Below are 15,359 nucleotides of genomic sequence, written 5' to 3'. Positions count from 1 at the left end.
GGCGACATATTGAACATCCCGTTAAGGAGTTAGAGATGGAGCTGTATCTCGATACCGCCGATGTGGCGGCAGTGCGTCGCTGGTCACGGATCCTGCCGTTGGCCGGTGTCACCACCAATCCTTCCATTACCGCCGCCGGGGGATTGCCGCTCTGTGAGCTGCTGCCCGCCTTGCGCGATGTGCTGGGGCCCAAGGCGCGCCTGTTTGCCCAGGTGATGGCCAAAACTGAAACCGAGATGGTGCGCGAGGCGTTCGCCCTGCGTGAACTGGACCGCGACCTAGTGATCAAGATCCCGGTATGTGAAGAGGGATTGGCAGCCATCAAGACCCTGACGGCCAACGGGGTGCCGACCCTGGGCACGGCGATCTATACACCGCTGCAGGGCTGGCTGGCGGCGGTGGCGGGGGCGGAATATGTCGCGCCCTACGTTAACCGGCTGGATGCTCAGGGCGGCGATGGCATCGCCACCGTGCAGGAGCTGCAACAGCTGCTTGCGCTGCACGCGCCGAACAGCAAGGTGCTGGCGGCGTCATTCCGCACTCCCCGTCAGGCGCTCGACTGCCTGCTGGCCGGTTGCCAATCCATCACATTGCCGCTCGATGTGGCCGAGCAGTTGCTGAACGTGCCGGCGGTGGATGCGGCATTGACGAAGTTTGATCAGGATTGGCAGCGCGCCTTCGGTCGCTGATTGCCTGATTGCAGTGACAGATGGGGGAGGGTGAGGAGACGCAGGAGGGGATTGGGATTGACCGACTAGATTTGTAATAGGCAGTCAGATGCGCTGGCTGCCTTGCGATCTACCGGAGGTATCCCATGAGCGACCATCTGCTGCTCCCCCATGGTGAAGATCTGCGACGTGCGGTGCGCTGGCTCAGTGAGCACCACCAGTACGATATCGCCGCCATCGAAGAGGCCAGCCTGCGTTTCGATCTCTCGCCGTTGGATGAGGAGTTTCTGATCCGGCACTGGCTCGATAGCCAGCGCCAGTCGTGAGGACAGAGTTAGAAGAAGTTGGTGAGGTTGATGCCAAACTCTTTGGGGTCGACCGTGCACTCGATGCTCTCCTTCACACTCGATCTGGCCAGATCCAGCCACTGCACATCGAGGTAGTGGCGCTGGGAAGCGTGATAGATCACCTTGACCACCGGCTTGAGCGGCTGCTGCTCGTTGCGCTGCATCACGATGGCCAACCGCTGGTTTGAAAGCTGTACCAGCGTTCCCACCGGATAGACCCCCATGCATTTGATGAACTTGGTGACCAGTTCGGCATCGAAGTGCTGGTTGACTCCCTTTAGCAGAATGCGAAAGGCCTGGGTGGGTTGCATGCCAGCCTTGTAGACTCTGTCGGCAGTTACTGCGTCATAGACATCGACAATACCGCTCATGCGGGTATAGAGGGAGAGTTCATCCCCCTTCAGCCGCTGCGGGTAGCCAGTACCATCGAGCCGCTCGTGGTGGTTGGCGGCTACTTCCAGCATGGTTGGGGTGATGCCGGGGGTATTGCGGAGAATGTCGTAGCTATGCACCACATGCTGGCGCATGATGGCAAACTCCTCGTCGGTCAGCTTGCCCGGTTTGTTGAGCACCTCGTCCGGCGTCATGATCTTGCCCACGTCGTGCAACAGCCCTCCCAGAGTCAACTCCTTGAGCACGCTGCGCTCCAGCCCCAGATAACGGCCGAAGTTGGCCAGCAGAATGGCCACGTTCATGGAGTGCTCCATCAGGTAGGCATCCTTGGCGCGAATACGGGCCAGACAGAGCATGGCATCGCCGTGGGTGAACATGGTGTCCACCATCTCTTCGGCGACTTCGGCCAGCGGGGTGATGTCGATGGGTTCACCCGCTTTGAGGTGACGAATGAACTTGCCTTGCAGCTCGCGCGCTTCCTGATAGAGGCGGCGGATTTTAAGCTCCCGTCCTTCGCCGTTGGCACTGGCCCGGCGCCCTACCTGGGCGCTGTTGGCATTGAGATCGGGGGAGGTAACGGCGTCACTCTCGGCACTGCCCAGCTTGCTGCGGGCCAGATCGATGCGTACCGTGAGCACCCCCTGACGCACCAGATTGGCAATTTGCGCCACGCTGGTCACCAAGCCCATCTGGGCGATCTCCATCCCACCTGTCTGGCTGGCGATAGCAATGACATACATGCCGGGTTTCAGCTGGTTGACGGGAATGACGGGATAGGATGCTTGAGACTTCATGAGGGCTTCCTGACTCTTATTATTATGAGTATCGTTCGGATGGGTCACACCGGAGAAGTGTAACATCGGATGACCAGTTCGTCATAATTGGCAACCCCTTAACAGTGGCGTTGTCGCCCCCGCCCGATATAATGACGCCCCTTTACTTGTTGGACTCCGAGGTTGTGAATGCGGCTTGATAAATTTCTGTGCGATTGTTCCGATTTGACCCGCTCGCTGGCAGGCAAACTGATCCGTCAGGGTGAGGTCATGGTGGATGGCATTGTGGTCAAGCAGCCCGCCTTTCATATCAATGAGCAGAGCCAGATCGAGTTTGACGGCGTGCTGCTGACGCTGGAGCAGCGCAACCGCTATTTCATGCTGCACAAGCCGGAAGGGTATGTCTGCTCCAACGAGGATCCGGATCACCCGACTGTCTTCTTCCTGATGGATGAACCGGCGATGGGCAAGCTGCATGTAGTGGGTCGCCTCGACCTCGATACCACGGGTCTGGTGCTGGTGACCGATGACGGTCAATGGTCCCACCGCATCACCTCGCCGCGCCACGAGTGTGCCAAGACCTATCACGTCTGGCTGGCCGATCCGGTGAGCCCGGATGCAATCGAGCTGTTCGCCGAAGGGGTCTACCTGCGTAACGAGACCGATAAAACCCGTCCTGCCCAGCTGGAAATTCTCGGCGAGTGCGAGGCACGCCTGACCATTCACGAAGGCAAGTACCACCAGGTCAAGCGGATGTTTGCCTCCATCGGCAACAAGGTCGTTGGCTTGCATCGCGAGCGGGTGGGCGGCTTGACGCTAGATGAGGAGCTGGCACCCGGTGAATACCGTGAGCTGACCGTTGAGGAGATAGCCCTGTTTTGATCAGGGATGGTGCCGGGGGTCAGTGAGTGCTGAAACCCAGCACCAGTGCTGTGCCCAGGGTGGCAATCAGTGCCCCCGCCCAGGCGGCAATGGATGGCCGCTCCCCCGAGTGCCACCACAACAGCGGCAGCAGCAGTACCGGCGTGGTGGAGGAGAGAATGGCCACCATGCCCACCTCGCCCTGCCGCAGCGCCATCAGGATCAGCGTCATCCCCAGCCCCATCGCCAGAAAACCGTTGGTGGCAATCATGGCGAGGATATGGCGATTGACCGGTTTGAGCGGCATGGCCAGTGGCAAACGCCCCAGCCGAAGGACGCAGTGGGCCAGCAGGGCACTGCCCATCCGGATACCCGATGCACTCACCGCATCCACCTCACCACTCATCATCACCGGCTTGGCGATGATGGCTCCCACGCTCTGACACAATGCCGCCGTCAGGCCAAGGCCAATTCCCAGCGCCAGATTGCCACGGATCTGCTCCCACTCGTTGCTGCTACTGCGTCTGCCAAACAGGATCGCCAGCATCACGCCGGCAAAGACCAGCACGGCCCCCAGCAGTCGCCAGCCCGTCAGCTGTTCATTAAAGAGCCAGATCCCAAGCAGGGCGGAAAACAGCGCATGGCAGGAGAAGAGCAGGGCACTGCGTCTTGGCCCCAGCCGGTTCATGCAGGCAAACAGCGCGGTATCGCCCACGAAGATGCCGACCAGCCCCGAGATGGCGAGCAGGGGCAGGGCGCTTGCGGTGAGGGTTTGCCAGCCACCGGTGAGCAGACTCATGGTGCCGAGCATCAGGCTGACCAGAAACATGCGCCAGCGGCTGTAGGCAAATGCGCCGAGATGACGGGCCGGTTTGACCGAAATTAGCGCTGCAATTGCCCATAAACTGGCCGACGCGAGTGCCAGCCACTCATAACCCATAAAAACTCCTGAAAAAATTAACCCGAAAGACTCCATCTCCCGGGCAAGCCCGATACAATACGGGGCGTTTTCGGGGATAACAAGAGCGGCATCAGGCATTCATCAGGCGCGCCGTCGGCCTTCCCCTCCTGCAGTGGTTTTATTCGAGGTTTTGTCATGAGGTATGGTTTCTTCCCCAAGCTGGCGCAACGCTGGCTCTCCCCGCTATTGCTTGCCGTGCTGGCTGGGCCCCTGGCCCATGCCACCACCGTTGAGCAGCAGCCTCTGCTTGCCGATCGGCAAACCCTGGTCAAGGGCAACGGTGCCGAGCCGGAGTCACTGGATCCGGCCCTGGTGCGCTCCGGTTTCCCGGGGGAGGCCGTGCTGGTCGATCTGTTTGAAGGGCTGGTCAGCGAAGATGGTCAGGGGCATATCGTCCCCGCTCAGGCACAGCGCTGGGAGGTGAGTGAAGATGGGCTGGAGTGGCGATTCTTCCTGCGCCCTCAACTGAAATGGTCCAATGGCGAGCCGCTGGTGGCCGCTGATTTCGTCTATGCCTGGCGCCGTCTGCTCGATCCGGCCATCAACTCCCCTTCTGCCGGATTGCTGCTGGCGACGGGGATCAACAATGCGCAATCCATCTATGCTGGTGCGCTGGAGCTCGGCAATCTTGGCATTGAAGCGCAAAGCGATCAGATCCTGAAAGTCACCCTGGAGCGGCCGGTTCCTTATTTTTTGCAGCTAATAAGTCAGCGTCCCTTTGTACCGGTCAATCGGCAGGTGATAGCCCAGTTTGGCAAACAGTGGACCGAGCCCGGCAAGCTGGTGAGCAATGGGGCGTATCGTTTGGCTAGTTGGGTGCCTAACGAGAGACTCGAAGCCGAACGCAATATCCACTACTGGGATGACCTTCACACCCGTATCGGACGGGTCACCTATCTGCCTATCACTTCGCAACATGCCGAACGGCTGCGCTATGAGGCTGGTGAAATACAGCTCACCAACAAGGTCTCCCTCGGCTATTACCAGAAGATGAAGCGCGAATCTCCGGAGCGGCTCTGGGGCTTGCCGCTGTTTGGCACCTATCTCTATGCGTTCAATCTGAAACGCCCGGAACTGCAGGATGTGCGGGTGCGTCAGGCGCTCTCTATGGCGGTTGATCGACAGCAGCTCATTGGATCGGTGAGCGGGCAGGATGAACAGGCGGCATGGTCGCTGTTGCCGGAGATGCCGGGTTACCCCCGGGTGATATTGCCTGTGGCGCTTGAAGATATGCCAACCCGCCAGGCCAAAGCGGCAGCGTTGCTGTCAGCGGCCGGGTATAACAGTGCCAATCCACTCAAGCTGAGCATTACCTACAACAGCGCCGACACCCACAAGCAGATGGCGATGGCCATTGCTGCCATGTGGCAGAAGCTGGGGGTGCAGGTCACCCTCAACAGTCTGGAGTGGGGCGCCTATCAGGTGGCCAAGGATAGCGGTGATTTCCAGGTGGCCAGAAGCTTCCTGTTTGGCGATTACGTGGAGCCGTCTGCCATGCTGGGCAGCTTCCGTTGTCAGGATCTGCGCAACGAGAGCGGCTACTGCAATCCCGACTTTGATCTGTTGCTGGAGCAGGCTGCCAATACGCTGGACAGCGCGAGCCGGGTTGAACTCTACCGGCATGCCGAACAGTTGCTGCTTGAGGAGGCGCCGATCTTCCCCGTGTATCATTACAATCAGATGAGACTGGTCGATCCCGCGCTGCGGGGACTGCCCAGCCAGAATTTGAAAGGGACGATTGCCACCAAGGATCTCTATTTCAGCCCGCAGTGAGGAGCATTTCATGAAACTTGCCATCATTTCCGACCTCCACGGCAGCATCATTGCGCTGGAGCGGGTGCTGACCCAACTTGAGCCCTGGCAGCCGGATCACTATCTGCTGCTCGGCGATCTGCTCAACCATGGCCCGCGTAATCCTCTGCCGGAGGGATATAACCCGGCCGCTGTGGCCGATCGGCTCAACGAGCTGGCGCCACAGATCATCGCGGTGCGGGGCAATTGCGATTCCGAAGTGGATCAGATGCTGTTGCGCTTTCCCATCACAGCCCCCTACAACCAGTTGCTGGTCGATGAGCGGCGCTGGTTTGTCAGCCATGGCCATCTTTATCGCCCGGACGAGGTACAGCTACCGCCGGGTAGTCTGTTCCTGAGCGGCCACACCCATGTGCCGGTGCTGGAGTGGCAGGGGGAACGGATCTTGATGAACCCGGGGTCAATCTGTTTCCCGCGCGGCGAGTTGCCTGCCAGTTACGGGAGCTATGAGGACGGAGTACTGCGCGTCAATGCGTGTGAGGACGGGCGAGAGTTGTTGCGACTGGTGCTTTAAAACGGAGAGCAAAAATGCAAGGCCTGATAAGAGATGTCAGGCCTTGATACCGTAGGAGCGGGTGCCAGAGCGAGTATTGCCTTTGGCGTCATAGGTCAGGCTGTTGCGATCACGCAACTGACTCAGAAAGGTTGCCAGACGACGGTTGGAGACGATGCTCAATTCAAGCAAGCGACCGTTGATATCATTTTGTGCCTGGCAGGCATCCAGTTTTGCACGAAGCTGCGCCATCTCGTCGGGATAGGCTGCTAGCTGCAGTGCCAGTTCCGGCATCTCTGCCAGTGTCTTGTCCAGAGTTTCTATCGCAGCAAGCAATTGCTGTTTGCGCTCGGTCAGTGCAGGCAGGGCCAGTGCCTGATGCTGCTCGAGCAAGCTGAACTCCTCTTCCAGAATGCCTTGCATCTGGCTAAGGTAATCATCTTGGGTGTGCAGTAACGAAGGTAAGTCCATCATCCCAGAACTTTGTCCAGATTGGCCTCGAAACTGAACATCTTCTTGGCTACAGCGTCGCTGTTAACCTGATATTCGCCACTCGCGACGGCTTTTTTCAGTCGTTCAACCTTGCTCTCGTTGCCGGTTGAGGCGGTATTGAGGTTCTGTTGCATTTTTTGCAATTGTTGCGCCTCACTGGTCAAGGAGACGGAGTCCAGCTTGACAGTGGTCGCTTTGTTTTCGGGCGATGAGGTGACTGACTTGCTGCCTGTCCCTTGGCTATTAGCGGTATTTTGCAACCGATTATTCGCCAAGTTGTTGATATTGTTGATGGCCATTTTAGTTACCTTCGTCTGCTTTAAGATTTGCTTACCTGTTTATCGGTGCGGCAGGTCAAAACTTTAGAAAAAAAATTGTCAGGCTCCAGATATCAAAAAGTGACTGATGCGGCACCGACTGCTGTGACTTTACCTTCCACCGTTTTGCCGGAGCGAATATTGACGAGTTTGATGATCTCTCCGAAACTGCCATCTTGCAAGGCTCGGGCCATGGTTTTGATCTGGAAGTTGCTGTTTTCGGCTGTCAGGGTGACCTGATCCCCTTTACATATCACGCAAACCTGGCTCAAGCGGATGGGCTGTCCCGGTTTGATCTCCCGCTTGCTGCGTACCCCAATCAAAGGGGCCGGGTTGGTCAGATAGTCACCACGGATCAGGGTTTGATCCTGAAACGCCACTACCAGCTTGCTTTCATTCAGCAGATCCCCTTTGGCAATGGGGTCGGTGACAGTAACAAAGGGTTTTTGAATACTGACCCTTACCGGTAAGTAGACATCCCAGGGTTTTTCTTCCTCACACTTCATGTAAACAGTTGTATTACGACGAATTTCCATTTTTGCTGGCAAGCTGATGGTCAACAGATCATCGCAACGGGTTAGCGGGAGTCTCTCATCAAGGGTCGCGGCAGTGACCTCTGCTCTGGCATCCAGCGGCAGATCGAGTTGACCATAAACGAACTCTTGTGCCTGCTCTCTCAGATAGGTTGTGACATCCGAGGCATGGCTCGAGGATATGCTGCCAAAAAAGAGGCTGATGAGTAAAAGTCGGTTAATCATTTTCGCTCGTCGGTCGATAAGTTGTTCACGCATATCACCATATTTAACTATGATTGCTTCAGAATCTGTTTGTTGTCACATCGATAGTCTGACGCAATCCATCACGCATGCATGATTAATGCCAAGCGTTTTTAGGGAGTGTTTATGGCCAGTATCCTGGACTCGGTCAACCAACGTACCCAGCTAGTGGGGCAAAACCGGCTGGAATTGTTGTTGTTTCGTCTCAATGGACGTCAAAGATTTGGCATCAACGTATTCAAAGTGCGTGAAGTGTTGCAGTGCCCCCCCTTGACCGTGATGCCCAAGTTGAACTCCTGTATTCGCGGAGTGGCTCATATTCGTGGCCAGACTATCTCGGTCATCGATCTCAGCATGGCAATGGGCAAGCGCCCCATTGAAGATTTGAGCAAGTGCTTCATTATCATCTCCGAGTACAACCGCTCCATTCAGGGTTTTTTGGTGCACTCGGTCGAGCGCATCATCAATATGAACTGGGAATCTATCCTTCCTCCCCCCAAGGGGGCTGGTCGCATCAACTATATGACGGCGGTTACCGAGGTTGATGGCGAGTTGGTCGAGATCCTCGACGTTGAACGTATTCTCAACGAAATATCTCCGGTTTCTACTGAGGTCAGCCAGGAGCTGGTGGAGGCCAGTGTCGAGCATCCGACCTTGGGACGTCCCGTATTGGTTGCTGACGACTCTTCGGTTGCGCGCAAACAGGTACAGCGTGCGCTGGAGGCGATCGGAGTTGAATGCGTGCTGGCAAAAGATGGCCGCGAAGCATTGAACATGCTGCTGGAGATGACCAAAAATGGCCCTATCAAGGATCAGATTGCGCTGGTGATTTCCGATATCGAAATGCCCGAGATGGATGGCTATACATTCACTGCCGAGATCCGGAATAATCCCAATCTCAAAGATTTGCATGTTATTCTGCATACCTCGCTCAGTGGTGTATTTAACCAGGCTATGGTGCAAAAAGTTGGTGCAAACAACTTTATTGCCAAGTTCCAGCCTGATGAATTGGCCAAAGCCGTACAAAACGCACTCTAATTTAAAGAAGAACAGCTGCATGAAGACACTTTCGGATGACTTATACAAACAGTTCAGCAACTTTCTTGCGGTTCAGAGCGGGATCGTGCTGGGTGATAACAAACAGTATCTGGTGAAGAGCCGTCTTTCACCTTTGATGGCACAGTTTGGCATCGAGAGTCTGTCTGAACTGGTCACCCGTGCAATGAGTGTACGAGAGCGTGACCTGAAAATGGCGGTTGTTGATGCGATGACCACTAACGAGACCCTCTGGTTTCGTGATACATATCCGTTCCAGCTGCTGACCGACAAGATTTTTCCTGAATTGGGCAAAAGTGGTCGCCCTGTCAAGATTTGGTCTGCTGCCTCATCTTCGGGACAGGAGCCATATTCTATCGCCATGACGGCGCTGGAGCAGCAGATGAAGAAGCCGGGTACCTTGCCCGGTGGAGTGCAGATTGTCGGGACAGACATATCGACTACCATGCTGAATCAGTGCAAGGAAGGGGTATATGACAGTCTGGCTTTGGCACGCGGATTGTCGCCAGAGCGCAAGAAGATGTTTTTTGAGCCCTATGGTGACAACAAAATGCGGGTGGTAGAGCGAGTCAGAAAATTGACCACCTTTCGGCCGCTCAATCTGCTGGAGAGTTATAGTCTGCTCGGTAAATTTGACATCATTTTTTGCCGTAACGTGCTTATCTACTTTGCACCGGAAGTGAAGTCAAAAATCCTCAACCAGTTTGCATCCAGCCTCAATCCTGGTGGATACCTGATGCTGGGAGCGTCGGAATCGCTGGCGGGTTTGACTGACCGATTCGAGATGATTCGGTGCAATCCCGGAATTGTTTACAAGGTCAAATAACGTTGCAGCCCATGGTATTCAATGAGTTGTGATTGGTGACATTGTTATAAGAGAAGGAGGCACAGTGCCTCCTTCTCTCTTTATGGCTCCATTCTTATAGCTCCATTCGTGATGGCATTGCACCATGTTCCTATCTATCGCGCAGCAGATCCTTGCACTCCGTTTAAAGGCTTTTATAGCTAGGCTCGACGGCCCGCAGCATTTTGAAAATCGTCTGGCACATCTCTTGCAGGCAAAATATACCAAGCAGGAGGTGTGCTATGGCTTTTTCATTCGACAAGGCATTTGGTATCCATCAATACACGCTGGGTGTTCGCGCCAAGCGTGCCGAGGTGTTGTCCAGCAATATTGCCAATGCGGACACGCCAGGTTTCAAAGCAAGGGATATCAACTTTGCACAGGCATTGCAGGATGCCCAGCATAAACAGGGTTTTGGCCTGGTAACAACCAGTGAAAAGCACTTTGCCTTGAATATGGATGCCCCCGGTACTGTTCAATACCGCAATCCGTTGCAGCCTGATACGGGTGATGGCAACACGGTGGATGTGCAGCAGGAACGGAGCGAGTTCTTGCGCAACAGTCTGGAGTACCAAACCTCCCTGGAATTTATGAATCGCAAGATCAGTGGCCTGCTTAAAGCCCTGAAAGGAGAGCAGTGATGAGTTTGTTCAAGGTCTTTGATATTGCCGGCTCGGCCATGAGTGCGCAGTCCGTGCGCCTCAATACAGTTGCCAGCAACATGGCCAACGCGGACAGCGTAAGCTCCAGCGTGGAAAACACTTACCACGCCAGGCGGCCAGTTTTTGCCGCTCAGCTCGATCAGGCCATGTCAGACAAGCAGGGATCGGTCGGCGTTGAGGTGAAGGGCATTGTCGAGAGCAAGGCTCCACTGCTCAAGGAGTACAACCCCAACCATCCGATGGCGGACAAGGATGGCTTTATCTTCAAACCGAACGTCAACATGGTTGAAGAGATGGCTGACATGATCAATGCCTCGCGCAGCTACCAGACCAATGTACAGGTTGCAGATTCGGCCAAGAAGATGCTGCAGCAGACGCTCCAGCTTGGCAAATCCTGATAGGAGGGATGCAACATGGTCGACACCACAAACAGTGTGAACGGCATTGGCCGTACCACGACCCAGACCACAGGCACCACAACGACGCCGAAGAAAGAGCTGGATCAGGCTTCGTTTATGAAACTGCTGACCATGCAACTATCATATCAGGATCCCTTCAAGCCGGTGGACAATGCCCAGATGCTCTCCCAGATGGCTTCCATGTCTACCTCGGAGGGGATCAGCAGTCTGTCTACCCAGATGGGCAAGCTCAATGAGCAGATGATCTCCAGCCAGGCTCTGCAAGCATCTTCTCTGGTTGGCCAGAATGTACTCTTGCCCAGCAATGTGGGCTATCTGGACAAGGAGGGCCCTGTTTCCGGTGTCGTTCAGGTTGGCACGACCAATCAATACGCGGGTGTCAAGATTATCGTTGAAGACGAGGCGGGTCAGGTCATCAAGGAATTTAGCCTGGAAGGAGAACAGAAGGGCAATGTGGAGATCGCCTGGGATGGCACTGACAAGGCGGGCAACCGGGTCAAGCCAGGCAAATACGTGATCAAGGCCAGTGGCAGTGTGGATGGCAAGGCAGAAACTATTCCCACATACGCTTATGGCAAGGTCGACAGCGTTGCCCTGGGGAATGCAACAAATCCCACAATGCTTAATTTGAAGGGACTGGGGAGCACCCTGCTGAGTTCCGTCCTGCAAATATCAGGCACCAATCCAAACCAGACGGCTACTCCGTCAAAAACCACGTCGACAGCATCGATCTAAGGAGCTGGATATGTCATTTAACAATGCCTTGAGCGGTGTCAACGCGGCACAAAAAGACTTGAACGTCACCGCTAACAACATTGCGAACGTCAATACAATGGGCTTTAAAGAGTCCCGTGCCGAGTTTGCGGATGTCTACGCCAACTCCATCTTTGTCAATGCCAAGACTCAGGTCGGTAACGGTGTGGCGACCGGTGCTGTTGCCCAGCAGTTCCATCAGGGTGCGCTGCAATTTACCAATAACGCGCTGGATTTGGCCATTCAGGGGAACGGCTTCTTTGTCACCTCTGATGGTTTGACCAACCTGGATCGCACCTACACCCGTGCCGGTGCATTCAAGCTCAATGAAAACAGCTATATGGTCAACAATCAGGGCCACTATCTGCAAGGCTACGAGATCAACGCCGATGGCACACCCAAGGCGGTCAGTATCAATGCGACCAAGCCGATCCAGATCCCTGATCGGGCGGGTGAGCCGATCAAAACCAGCAAGATTGATGCAAGTTTCAACTTGCCTTCCACCGCATCGCCCCTGCCTGCAGGTAATGGTGCGGGGGATGCCTCCACCTTTGACCCTAAGGATTCCAAAACCTACTCCTCATCCACCTCAGTGGTGATTTATGACTCGCTCGGTGAACCTCACACTATCACCCAGTATTTTGTCAAAGAAGCAGATCCAGCAGACCTGACCAAGCCAGCCAGCCCGACAGCTTGGCGCATGTATCTTTATCAAGGTGACAAGCCGGTCGATATCGTCGGAGGGGTGACGCCAACAATGGCCACAGGGTTGAATCCTGCACCTGCCGGTGCCCGAATTACCTTTGGGGCCGATGGTAAAATGATTACTCCGACCACACCGGCAAACATCCAAACGGAGCCGTTGGGTGCAGCAGGAGCGGGAATTATTACCAATGGTGCGGATCCTACCCAGCAGGTAGATATCACTTTCGGCACTGTGACCCAATATGCCTCACCGTTTGAAGTCAACAAGTTGTCACAGGATGGTTCCACTGTCGGCCGTTTGACCAAGGTCGAGATCACGCCGGATGGGATTGTCTCTGCAACCTACAGCAATGCCACCACCATCAAGGTAGCCATGGTGGCCATGGCCAAATTTGCCAACTCGCAAGGGCTGACCCAGGTGGGTGATACTTCCTGGCGGCAATCCCTGCTCTCCGGCGATGCTTTGCCGGGAACGCCCAATTCAGGCACCTTCGGTACCATCAAATCGTCGGCGCTGGAGCAATCCAACGTAGATTTGACCTCCGAACTGGTTGATCTGATCACTGCCCAGCGTAACTTCCAGGCGAACTCCCGCTCTCTGGAGGTCAACAGTTCGCTGCAGCAGACCATCTTGCAGATCCGTTAATTCCTCTCAGGCGACGGGGCACCTTGGGTGCCCCGTTTTTTTATCGTTCTCTACTGTCGAATGGTGTGGCATTCCCCTTCTGTTGGCATCCAAATTGCAGTTCTGCTGTCAGAGTCATCTGTTTGACGGAGAATCCCATGGATCACCTGCTTTATATCGCCATGTCCGGGGCCAAAGAGAACATGAACAGCCTGGCTGTTCGCGGTAATAACCTCGCCAATGCCAATACCACCGGCTTTAAATCCGATTTCGAGCAGGCCCGCAGCATGCAGGCCTTTGGTGAGGGGCTGCCCAGTCGGGTATTTGCCATGACGGAACGTCCCGGCCAGAACCTGCAGCATGGCATGTTGATGACCACGGGGAGGGATCTTGACGTGGCGGTGGATGGTCCCGGCTGGATTGCGGTGCAAGATCCGAAGGGGGGGGAGGCCTATACCCGTATGGGAAATCTGCAGGTCAATGCGACTGGCAACCTACAGACCTCTACCGGCTTGAACGTCGTGGATGACGGTGGTCAACCCATCGTGCTGCCAATGCCGATGGAGAAGCTGGAGATTAACCGGGATGGCACCATCAGTGGCCGTCCTGAAGGGGCCGCCGCGAATTTGTCGGAAGATTTTCAGCGGATCAAACTGGTTAACCCGGCCGCCGATGCGGTAGAGAAGGGCCAGGATGGGCTTTTTCGGCGCAAAGATGGCCAGAATGAGCCTGCCTCTGCCAACGTTGGCCTGATCGCCGGCTCCCTGGAGGGGAGCAATGTCAATGTGGTGGATGAGATGACCAACCTGATCCGGTTACAACGACAGTTTGAAACCCAGGTCAAGATGATGAAAACGGCCGAAGAGAATGACGAGGCCCAAACCCAGTTGCTGCGTATCAGCTAATCAAGGAGTTACCTATGAATCCTGCACTCTGGATCAGCAAGACCGGGTTGGATGCTCAGCAGACCAATATTTCGGTCACCTCGAACAACCTGGCGAACGCCAGCACCGTTGGTTTCAAGAAATCGCGGGCCATTTTCGAGGATCTGCTCTATCAAAACATCAATCAGCCCGGCGGCCGTTCGTCGGCGGATACCGAGTTGCCCTCCGGCTTGATGCTTGGCGCGGGCGCCAAGGTGGTGGCTACCCAGAAAAACCACAGTCAGGGCAACGTACAGACTACGGATAATTCGCTGGATCTGATGATCAGTGGCCGTGGCTACTTTGAAATTCAATTGCCCGACGGCAGCCTGGCCTATACCCGTAATGGGCAATTCACCCTTAACAGCGAAGGCACCATAGTGACGCCGGGTAACGGTTATCCCCTGCAGCCAGAAATCCAGATCCCGGAAAATGCCCAGAGTGTCACTGTCGGCACTGATGGTCAGGTCTCGGTACAGCTGAAGGGGGATGGTGCTTCTCAAGTGGTCGGACAGATCACCCTGTCAGACTTTGTCAATGCCAGTGGTCTGCAGCCGATGGGTGAGAACATGTTTCTGGAAACCCAGTCCAGCGGTGCAGCCATTCAGGGAACTGCCGGGGCGGATGGCATGGGGGTCTTGAAGCAAGGGATGCTGGAAAGCTCCAACGTTAACGTCACCGAAGAGCTGGTGAATCTGATCCAGGCTCAGCGGGTCTACGAGATGAACTCTAAAGTCCTCTCTGCGGTGGATGGCATGATGTCCTTCCTGATCCAGAGGACCTAATGGGGAGAGCCATGATGAAAAGCGTATGGATGCTGGGGTTGCTGGTGTTGGGGGGGTGTAGCAGTACTCCCAATACACCCAGGCCTGATGACCCCGAGTTTTCCCCCGTATACGGGGAGTCGGAGCCAGTCTCGGTGAGACCGACGGGTGCTATTTTTCAGCCGGATCAGGTTAATGGCATCTATTCGGATATCAAGGCGCACAAGGTGGGTGACATCATCACCATCGAGCTGGCTGAGTCCACTTCCGCCTCGAAGAAGGCAAATACCCAGAGTGGCAAGGATAACAAGTTCAATCTGGATCCGGTGACGCTGGGGGGCGTGCCTGTCACTGCCAGCCCCTATGATCTCTCCGCATCCATCGCTCAAAACAGTGCCTTCAAGGGGCAGGCCAAGGCGGATCAGAGCAACAGCCTGCAGGGCAATATTTCGGTCAGTGTGGCCAAGGTACTGCCCAATGGCAATCTGCTGGTACGGGGCGAGAAGTGGATCATGCTCAACAATGGCAATGAGTATATCCGTATCACAGGTCTGATTAGACCGGAGGATGTCACCTCGGATAACAGCGTGTCATCCCAGAAAGTGGCGAATGCCCGTATCTACTATGGTGGTACCGGCGATCTTGCCAATACCCAGGAACAGGGATGGCTTACCAGCTTTTTCAATGGTCCCTGGTGGCCGCTCTAGGAGATGTT

At 55.5% G+C, this 15,359-nt stretch carries 19 protein-coding genes; 14 read left to right on the top strand and 5 right to left on the bottom strand.

Annotated features, from left to right (window positions below; genetic code table 11):
- The first annotated feature begins 35 nt into the window (after positions 1-35).
- Together fsa and I6L44_RS09000 are read left to right on the top strand one after the other, a co-directional pair.
- Complete coding sequence (gene fsa / locus I6L44_RS09005) at positions 36-689, top strand: fructose-6-phosphate aldolase (RefSeq protein ID WP_216954121.1); 654 nt, start codon at positions 36-38, stop codon at positions 687-689.
- 125 nt (positions 690-814) lie between these two features.
- Entirely contained in the window at positions 815-994 is a 180-nt protein-coding gene (locus tag I6L44_RS09000) for a hypothetical protein (RefSeq protein ID WP_216954119.1), read from the top strand.
- An 8-nt stretch (positions 995-1,002) separates the two neighbouring features.
- On the opposite strand, the gene I6L44_RS08995 is transcribed toward I6L44_RS09000, so the two are convergent.
- Positions 1,003-2,202, bottom strand: a complete 1,200-nt coding sequence (locus tag I6L44_RS08995; protein ID WP_216954117.1) for an HD-GYP domain-containing protein — start codon at positions 2,200-2,202, stop codon at positions 1,003-1,005.
- Positions 2,203-2,370: 168 nt separating this feature from the next.
- Here I6L44_RS08995 and rsuA point away from each other — a divergent pair, with 168 nt between their 5' ends.
- The gene (rsuA, locus tag I6L44_RS08990) at positions 2,371-3,063 is read left to right on the top strand and encodes a 16S rRNA pseudouridine(516) synthase RsuA (protein ID WP_100646293.1); all 693 of its coding nucleotides are present in this window, start codon (positions 2,371-2,373) and stop codon (positions 3,061-3,063) included.
- Positions 3,064-3,082: 19 nt separating this feature from the next.
- On the opposite strand, the gene I6L44_RS08985 is transcribed toward rsuA, so the two are convergent.
- Positions 3,083-3,982, bottom strand: a complete 900-nt coding sequence (locus I6L44_RS08985; RefSeq protein WP_216954115.1) for a DMT family transporter — start codon at positions 3,980-3,982, stop codon at positions 3,083-3,085.
- A gap of 156 nt (positions 3,983-4,138) precedes the next feature.
- On the opposite strand from I6L44_RS08985, the gene I6L44_RS08980 reads away from it, so the two are divergent.
- Positions 4,139-5,776, top strand: a complete 1,638-nt coding sequence (locus tag I6L44_RS08980) for a peptide ABC transporter substrate-binding protein (RefSeq protein ID WP_216954114.1) — start codon at positions 4,139-4,141, stop codon at positions 5,774-5,776.
- Between the two features lie 10 nt (positions 5,777-5,786).
- On the top strand, positions 5,787-6,329 hold the full coding sequence (gene yfcE / locus I6L44_RS08975; protein WP_216954112.1) for a phosphodiesterase: 543 nt from the start codon (positions 5,787-5,789) through the stop codon (positions 6,327-6,329).
- A gap of 36 nt (positions 6,330-6,365) precedes the next feature.
- Here yfcE and I6L44_RS08970 read toward each other — a convergent pair whose 3' ends face one another.
- The 3 genes from I6L44_RS08970 to flgA form a co-directional block, all read right to left on the bottom strand.
- Positions 6,366-6,782 (bottom strand): flagella synthesis protein FlgN, encoded by a 417-nt coding sequence (locus I6L44_RS08970; protein ID WP_040066163.1) that lies wholly within the window; start codon positions 6,780-6,782, stop codon positions 6,366-6,368.
- A complete protein-coding gene (flgM, locus tag I6L44_RS08965; protein ID WP_005344518.1) occupies positions 6,779-7,099 on the bottom strand; it encodes a flagellar biosynthesis anti-sigma factor FlgM in 321 nt (106 codons plus the stop codon). The genes I6L44_RS08970 and flgM overlap by 4 nt, the downstream gene beginning before the upstream one ends.
- A 92-nt stretch (positions 7,100-7,191) precedes the next feature.
- Positions 7,192-7,875, bottom strand: coding sequence for a flagellar basal body P-ring formation chaperone FlgA (flgA, locus tag I6L44_RS08960; RefSeq protein ID WP_216954405.1), 684 nt, complete (start codon positions 7,873-7,875; stop codon positions 7,192-7,194).
- A gap of 144 nt (positions 7,876-8,019) precedes the next feature.
- On the opposite strand from flgA, the gene I6L44_RS08955 reads away from it, so the two are divergent.
- The 9 genes from I6L44_RS08955 (at position 8,020) to flgH (ending at position 15,351) form a co-directional block, all read left to right on the top strand.
- Complete coding sequence (locus I6L44_RS08955) at positions 8,020-8,931, top strand: chemotaxis protein CheV (protein WP_005344523.1); 912 nt, start codon at positions 8,020-8,022, stop codon at positions 8,929-8,931.
- Between the two features lie 19 nt (positions 8,932-8,950).
- Positions 8,951-9,775, top strand: a complete 825-nt coding sequence (locus I6L44_RS08950; RefSeq protein ID WP_005344525.1) for a protein-glutamate O-methyltransferase CheR — start codon at positions 8,951-8,953, stop codon at positions 9,773-9,775.
- Between the two features lie 260 nt (positions 9,776-10,035).
- Positions 10,036-10,434: a flagellar basal body rod protein FlgB gene (flgB, locus tag I6L44_RS08945; RefSeq protein WP_005344526.1), complete on the top strand. Its 399-nt coding sequence runs from the start codon at positions 10,036-10,038 to the stop codon at positions 10,432-10,434.
- The gene (gene flgC, locus I6L44_RS08940) at positions 10,434-10,853 is read left to right on the top strand and encodes a flagellar basal body rod protein FlgC (protein ID WP_005350658.1); all 420 of its coding nucleotides are present in this window, start codon (positions 10,434-10,436) and stop codon (positions 10,851-10,853) included. Before flgB ends, flgC begins: the two co-directional genes overlap by 1 nt.
- A 15-nt stretch (positions 10,854-10,868) precedes the next feature.
- A complete protein-coding gene (locus I6L44_RS08935; RefSeq protein ID WP_216954111.1) occupies positions 10,869-11,609 on the top strand; it encodes a flagellar hook assembly protein FlgD in 741 nt (246 codons plus the stop codon).
- 10 nt (positions 11,610-11,619) lie between these two features.
- On the top strand, positions 11,620-12,978 hold the full coding sequence (gene flgE, locus I6L44_RS08930; RefSeq protein WP_216954110.1) for a flagellar hook protein FlgE: 1,359 nt from the start codon (positions 11,620-11,622) through the stop codon (positions 12,976-12,978).
- Between the two features lie 137 nt (positions 12,979-13,115).
- Positions 13,116-13,862, top strand: a complete 747-nt coding sequence (gene flgF / locus I6L44_RS08925; protein WP_005344530.1) for a flagellar basal-body rod protein FlgF — start codon at positions 13,116-13,118, stop codon at positions 13,860-13,862.
- A gap of 14 nt (positions 13,863-13,876) precedes the next feature.
- Positions 13,877-14,665, top strand: a complete 789-nt coding sequence (gene flgG / locus I6L44_RS08920) for a flagellar basal-body rod protein FlgG (RefSeq protein ID WP_216954109.1) — start codon at positions 13,877-13,879, stop codon at positions 14,663-14,665.
- Positions 14,666-14,679: 14 nt separating this feature from the next.
- The gene (gene flgH / locus I6L44_RS08915; protein ID WP_216954403.1) at positions 14,680-15,351 is read left to right on the top strand and encodes a flagellar basal body L-ring protein FlgH; all 672 of its coding nucleotides are present in this window, start codon (positions 14,680-14,682) and stop codon (positions 15,349-15,351) included.
- Positions 15,352-15,359 lie beyond the last annotated feature (8 nt).

Source organism: Aeromonas sp. FDAARGOS 1414 (genome assembly GCF_019047065.1).
Classification (GTDB): Bacteria; Pseudomonadota; Gammaproteobacteria; order Enterobacterales; family Aeromonadaceae; genus Aeromonas; species Aeromonas veronii_A.
The sequence above is the reverse complement of the archived record's forward strand: the minus strand, read 5'-3'. Positions and strand labels throughout refer to the sequence as shown.

Bases quoted from the DNA above. Each gene is read 5' to 3' on its own strand.
- I6L44_RS08995 (WP_216954117.1), bottom strand. From the start codon at position 2,202: ATGAAGTCTCAAGCATCCTATCCCGTCATTCCCGTCAACCAGCTGAAA.
- flgG (WP_216954109.1), top strand. From the start codon at position 13,877: ATGAATCCTGCACTCTGGATCAGCAAGACCGGGTTGGATGCTCAGCAG.
- yfcE (WP_216954112.1), top strand. From the start codon at position 5,787: ATGAAACTTGCCATCATTTCCGACCTCCACGGCAGCATCATTGCGCTG.
- rsuA (WP_100646293.1), top strand. From the start codon at position 2,371: ATGCGGCTTGATAAATTTCTGTGCGATTGTTCCGATTTGACCCGCTCG.
- flgB (WP_005344526.1), top strand. From the start codon at position 10,036: ATGGCTTTTTCATTCGACAAGGCATTTGGTATCCATCAATACACGCTG.
- flgC (WP_005350658.1), top strand. From the start codon at position 10,434: ATGAGTTTGTTCAAGGTCTTTGATATTGCCGGCTCGGCCATGAGTGCG.
- I6L44_RS08970 (WP_040066163.1), bottom strand. From the start codon at position 6,782: ATGATGGACTTACCTTCGTTACTGCACACCCAAGATGATTACCTTAGC.
- I6L44_RS08980 (WP_216954114.1), top strand. From the start codon at position 4,139: ATGAGGTATGGTTTCTTCCCCAAGCTGGCGCAACGCTGGCTCTCCCCG.
- flgM (WP_005344518.1), bottom strand. From the start codon at position 7,099: ATGGCCATCAACAATATCAACAACTTGGCGAATAATCGGTTGCAAAAT.
- I6L44_RS09000 (WP_216954119.1), top strand. From the start codon at position 815: ATGAGCGACCATCTGCTGCTCCCCCATGGTGAAGATCTGCGACGTGCG.
- flgE (WP_216954110.1), top strand. From the start codon at position 11,620: ATGTCATTTAACAATGCCTTGAGCGGTGTCAACGCGGCACAAAAAGAC.
- I6L44_RS08955 (WP_005344523.1), top strand. From the start codon at position 8,020: ATGGCCAGTATCCTGGACTCGGTCAACCAACGTACCCAGCTAGTGGGG.
- I6L44_RS08950 (WP_005344525.1), top strand. From the start codon at position 8,951: ATGAAGACACTTTCGGATGACTTATACAAACAGTTCAGCAACTTTCTT.
- flgF (WP_005344530.1), top strand. From the start codon at position 13,116: ATGGATCACCTGCTTTATATCGCCATGTCCGGGGCCAAAGAGAACATG.
- fsa (WP_216954121.1), top strand. From the start codon at position 36: ATGGAGCTGTATCTCGATACCGCCGATGTGGCGGCAGTGCGTCGCTGG.
- I6L44_RS08935 (WP_216954111.1), top strand. From the start codon at position 10,869: ATGGTCGACACCACAAACAGTGTGAACGGCATTGGCCGTACCACGACC.
- flgH (WP_216954403.1), top strand. From the start codon at position 14,680: ATGAAAAGCGTATGGATGCTGGGGTTGCTGGTGTTGGGGGGGTGTAGC.
- flgA (WP_216954405.1), bottom strand. From the start codon at position 7,875: ATGATTAACCGACTTTTACTCATCAGCCTCTTTTTTGGCAGCATATCC.
- I6L44_RS08985 (WP_216954115.1), bottom strand. From the start codon at position 3,982: ATGGGTTATGAGTGGCTGGCACTCGCGTCGGCCAGTTTATGGGCAATT.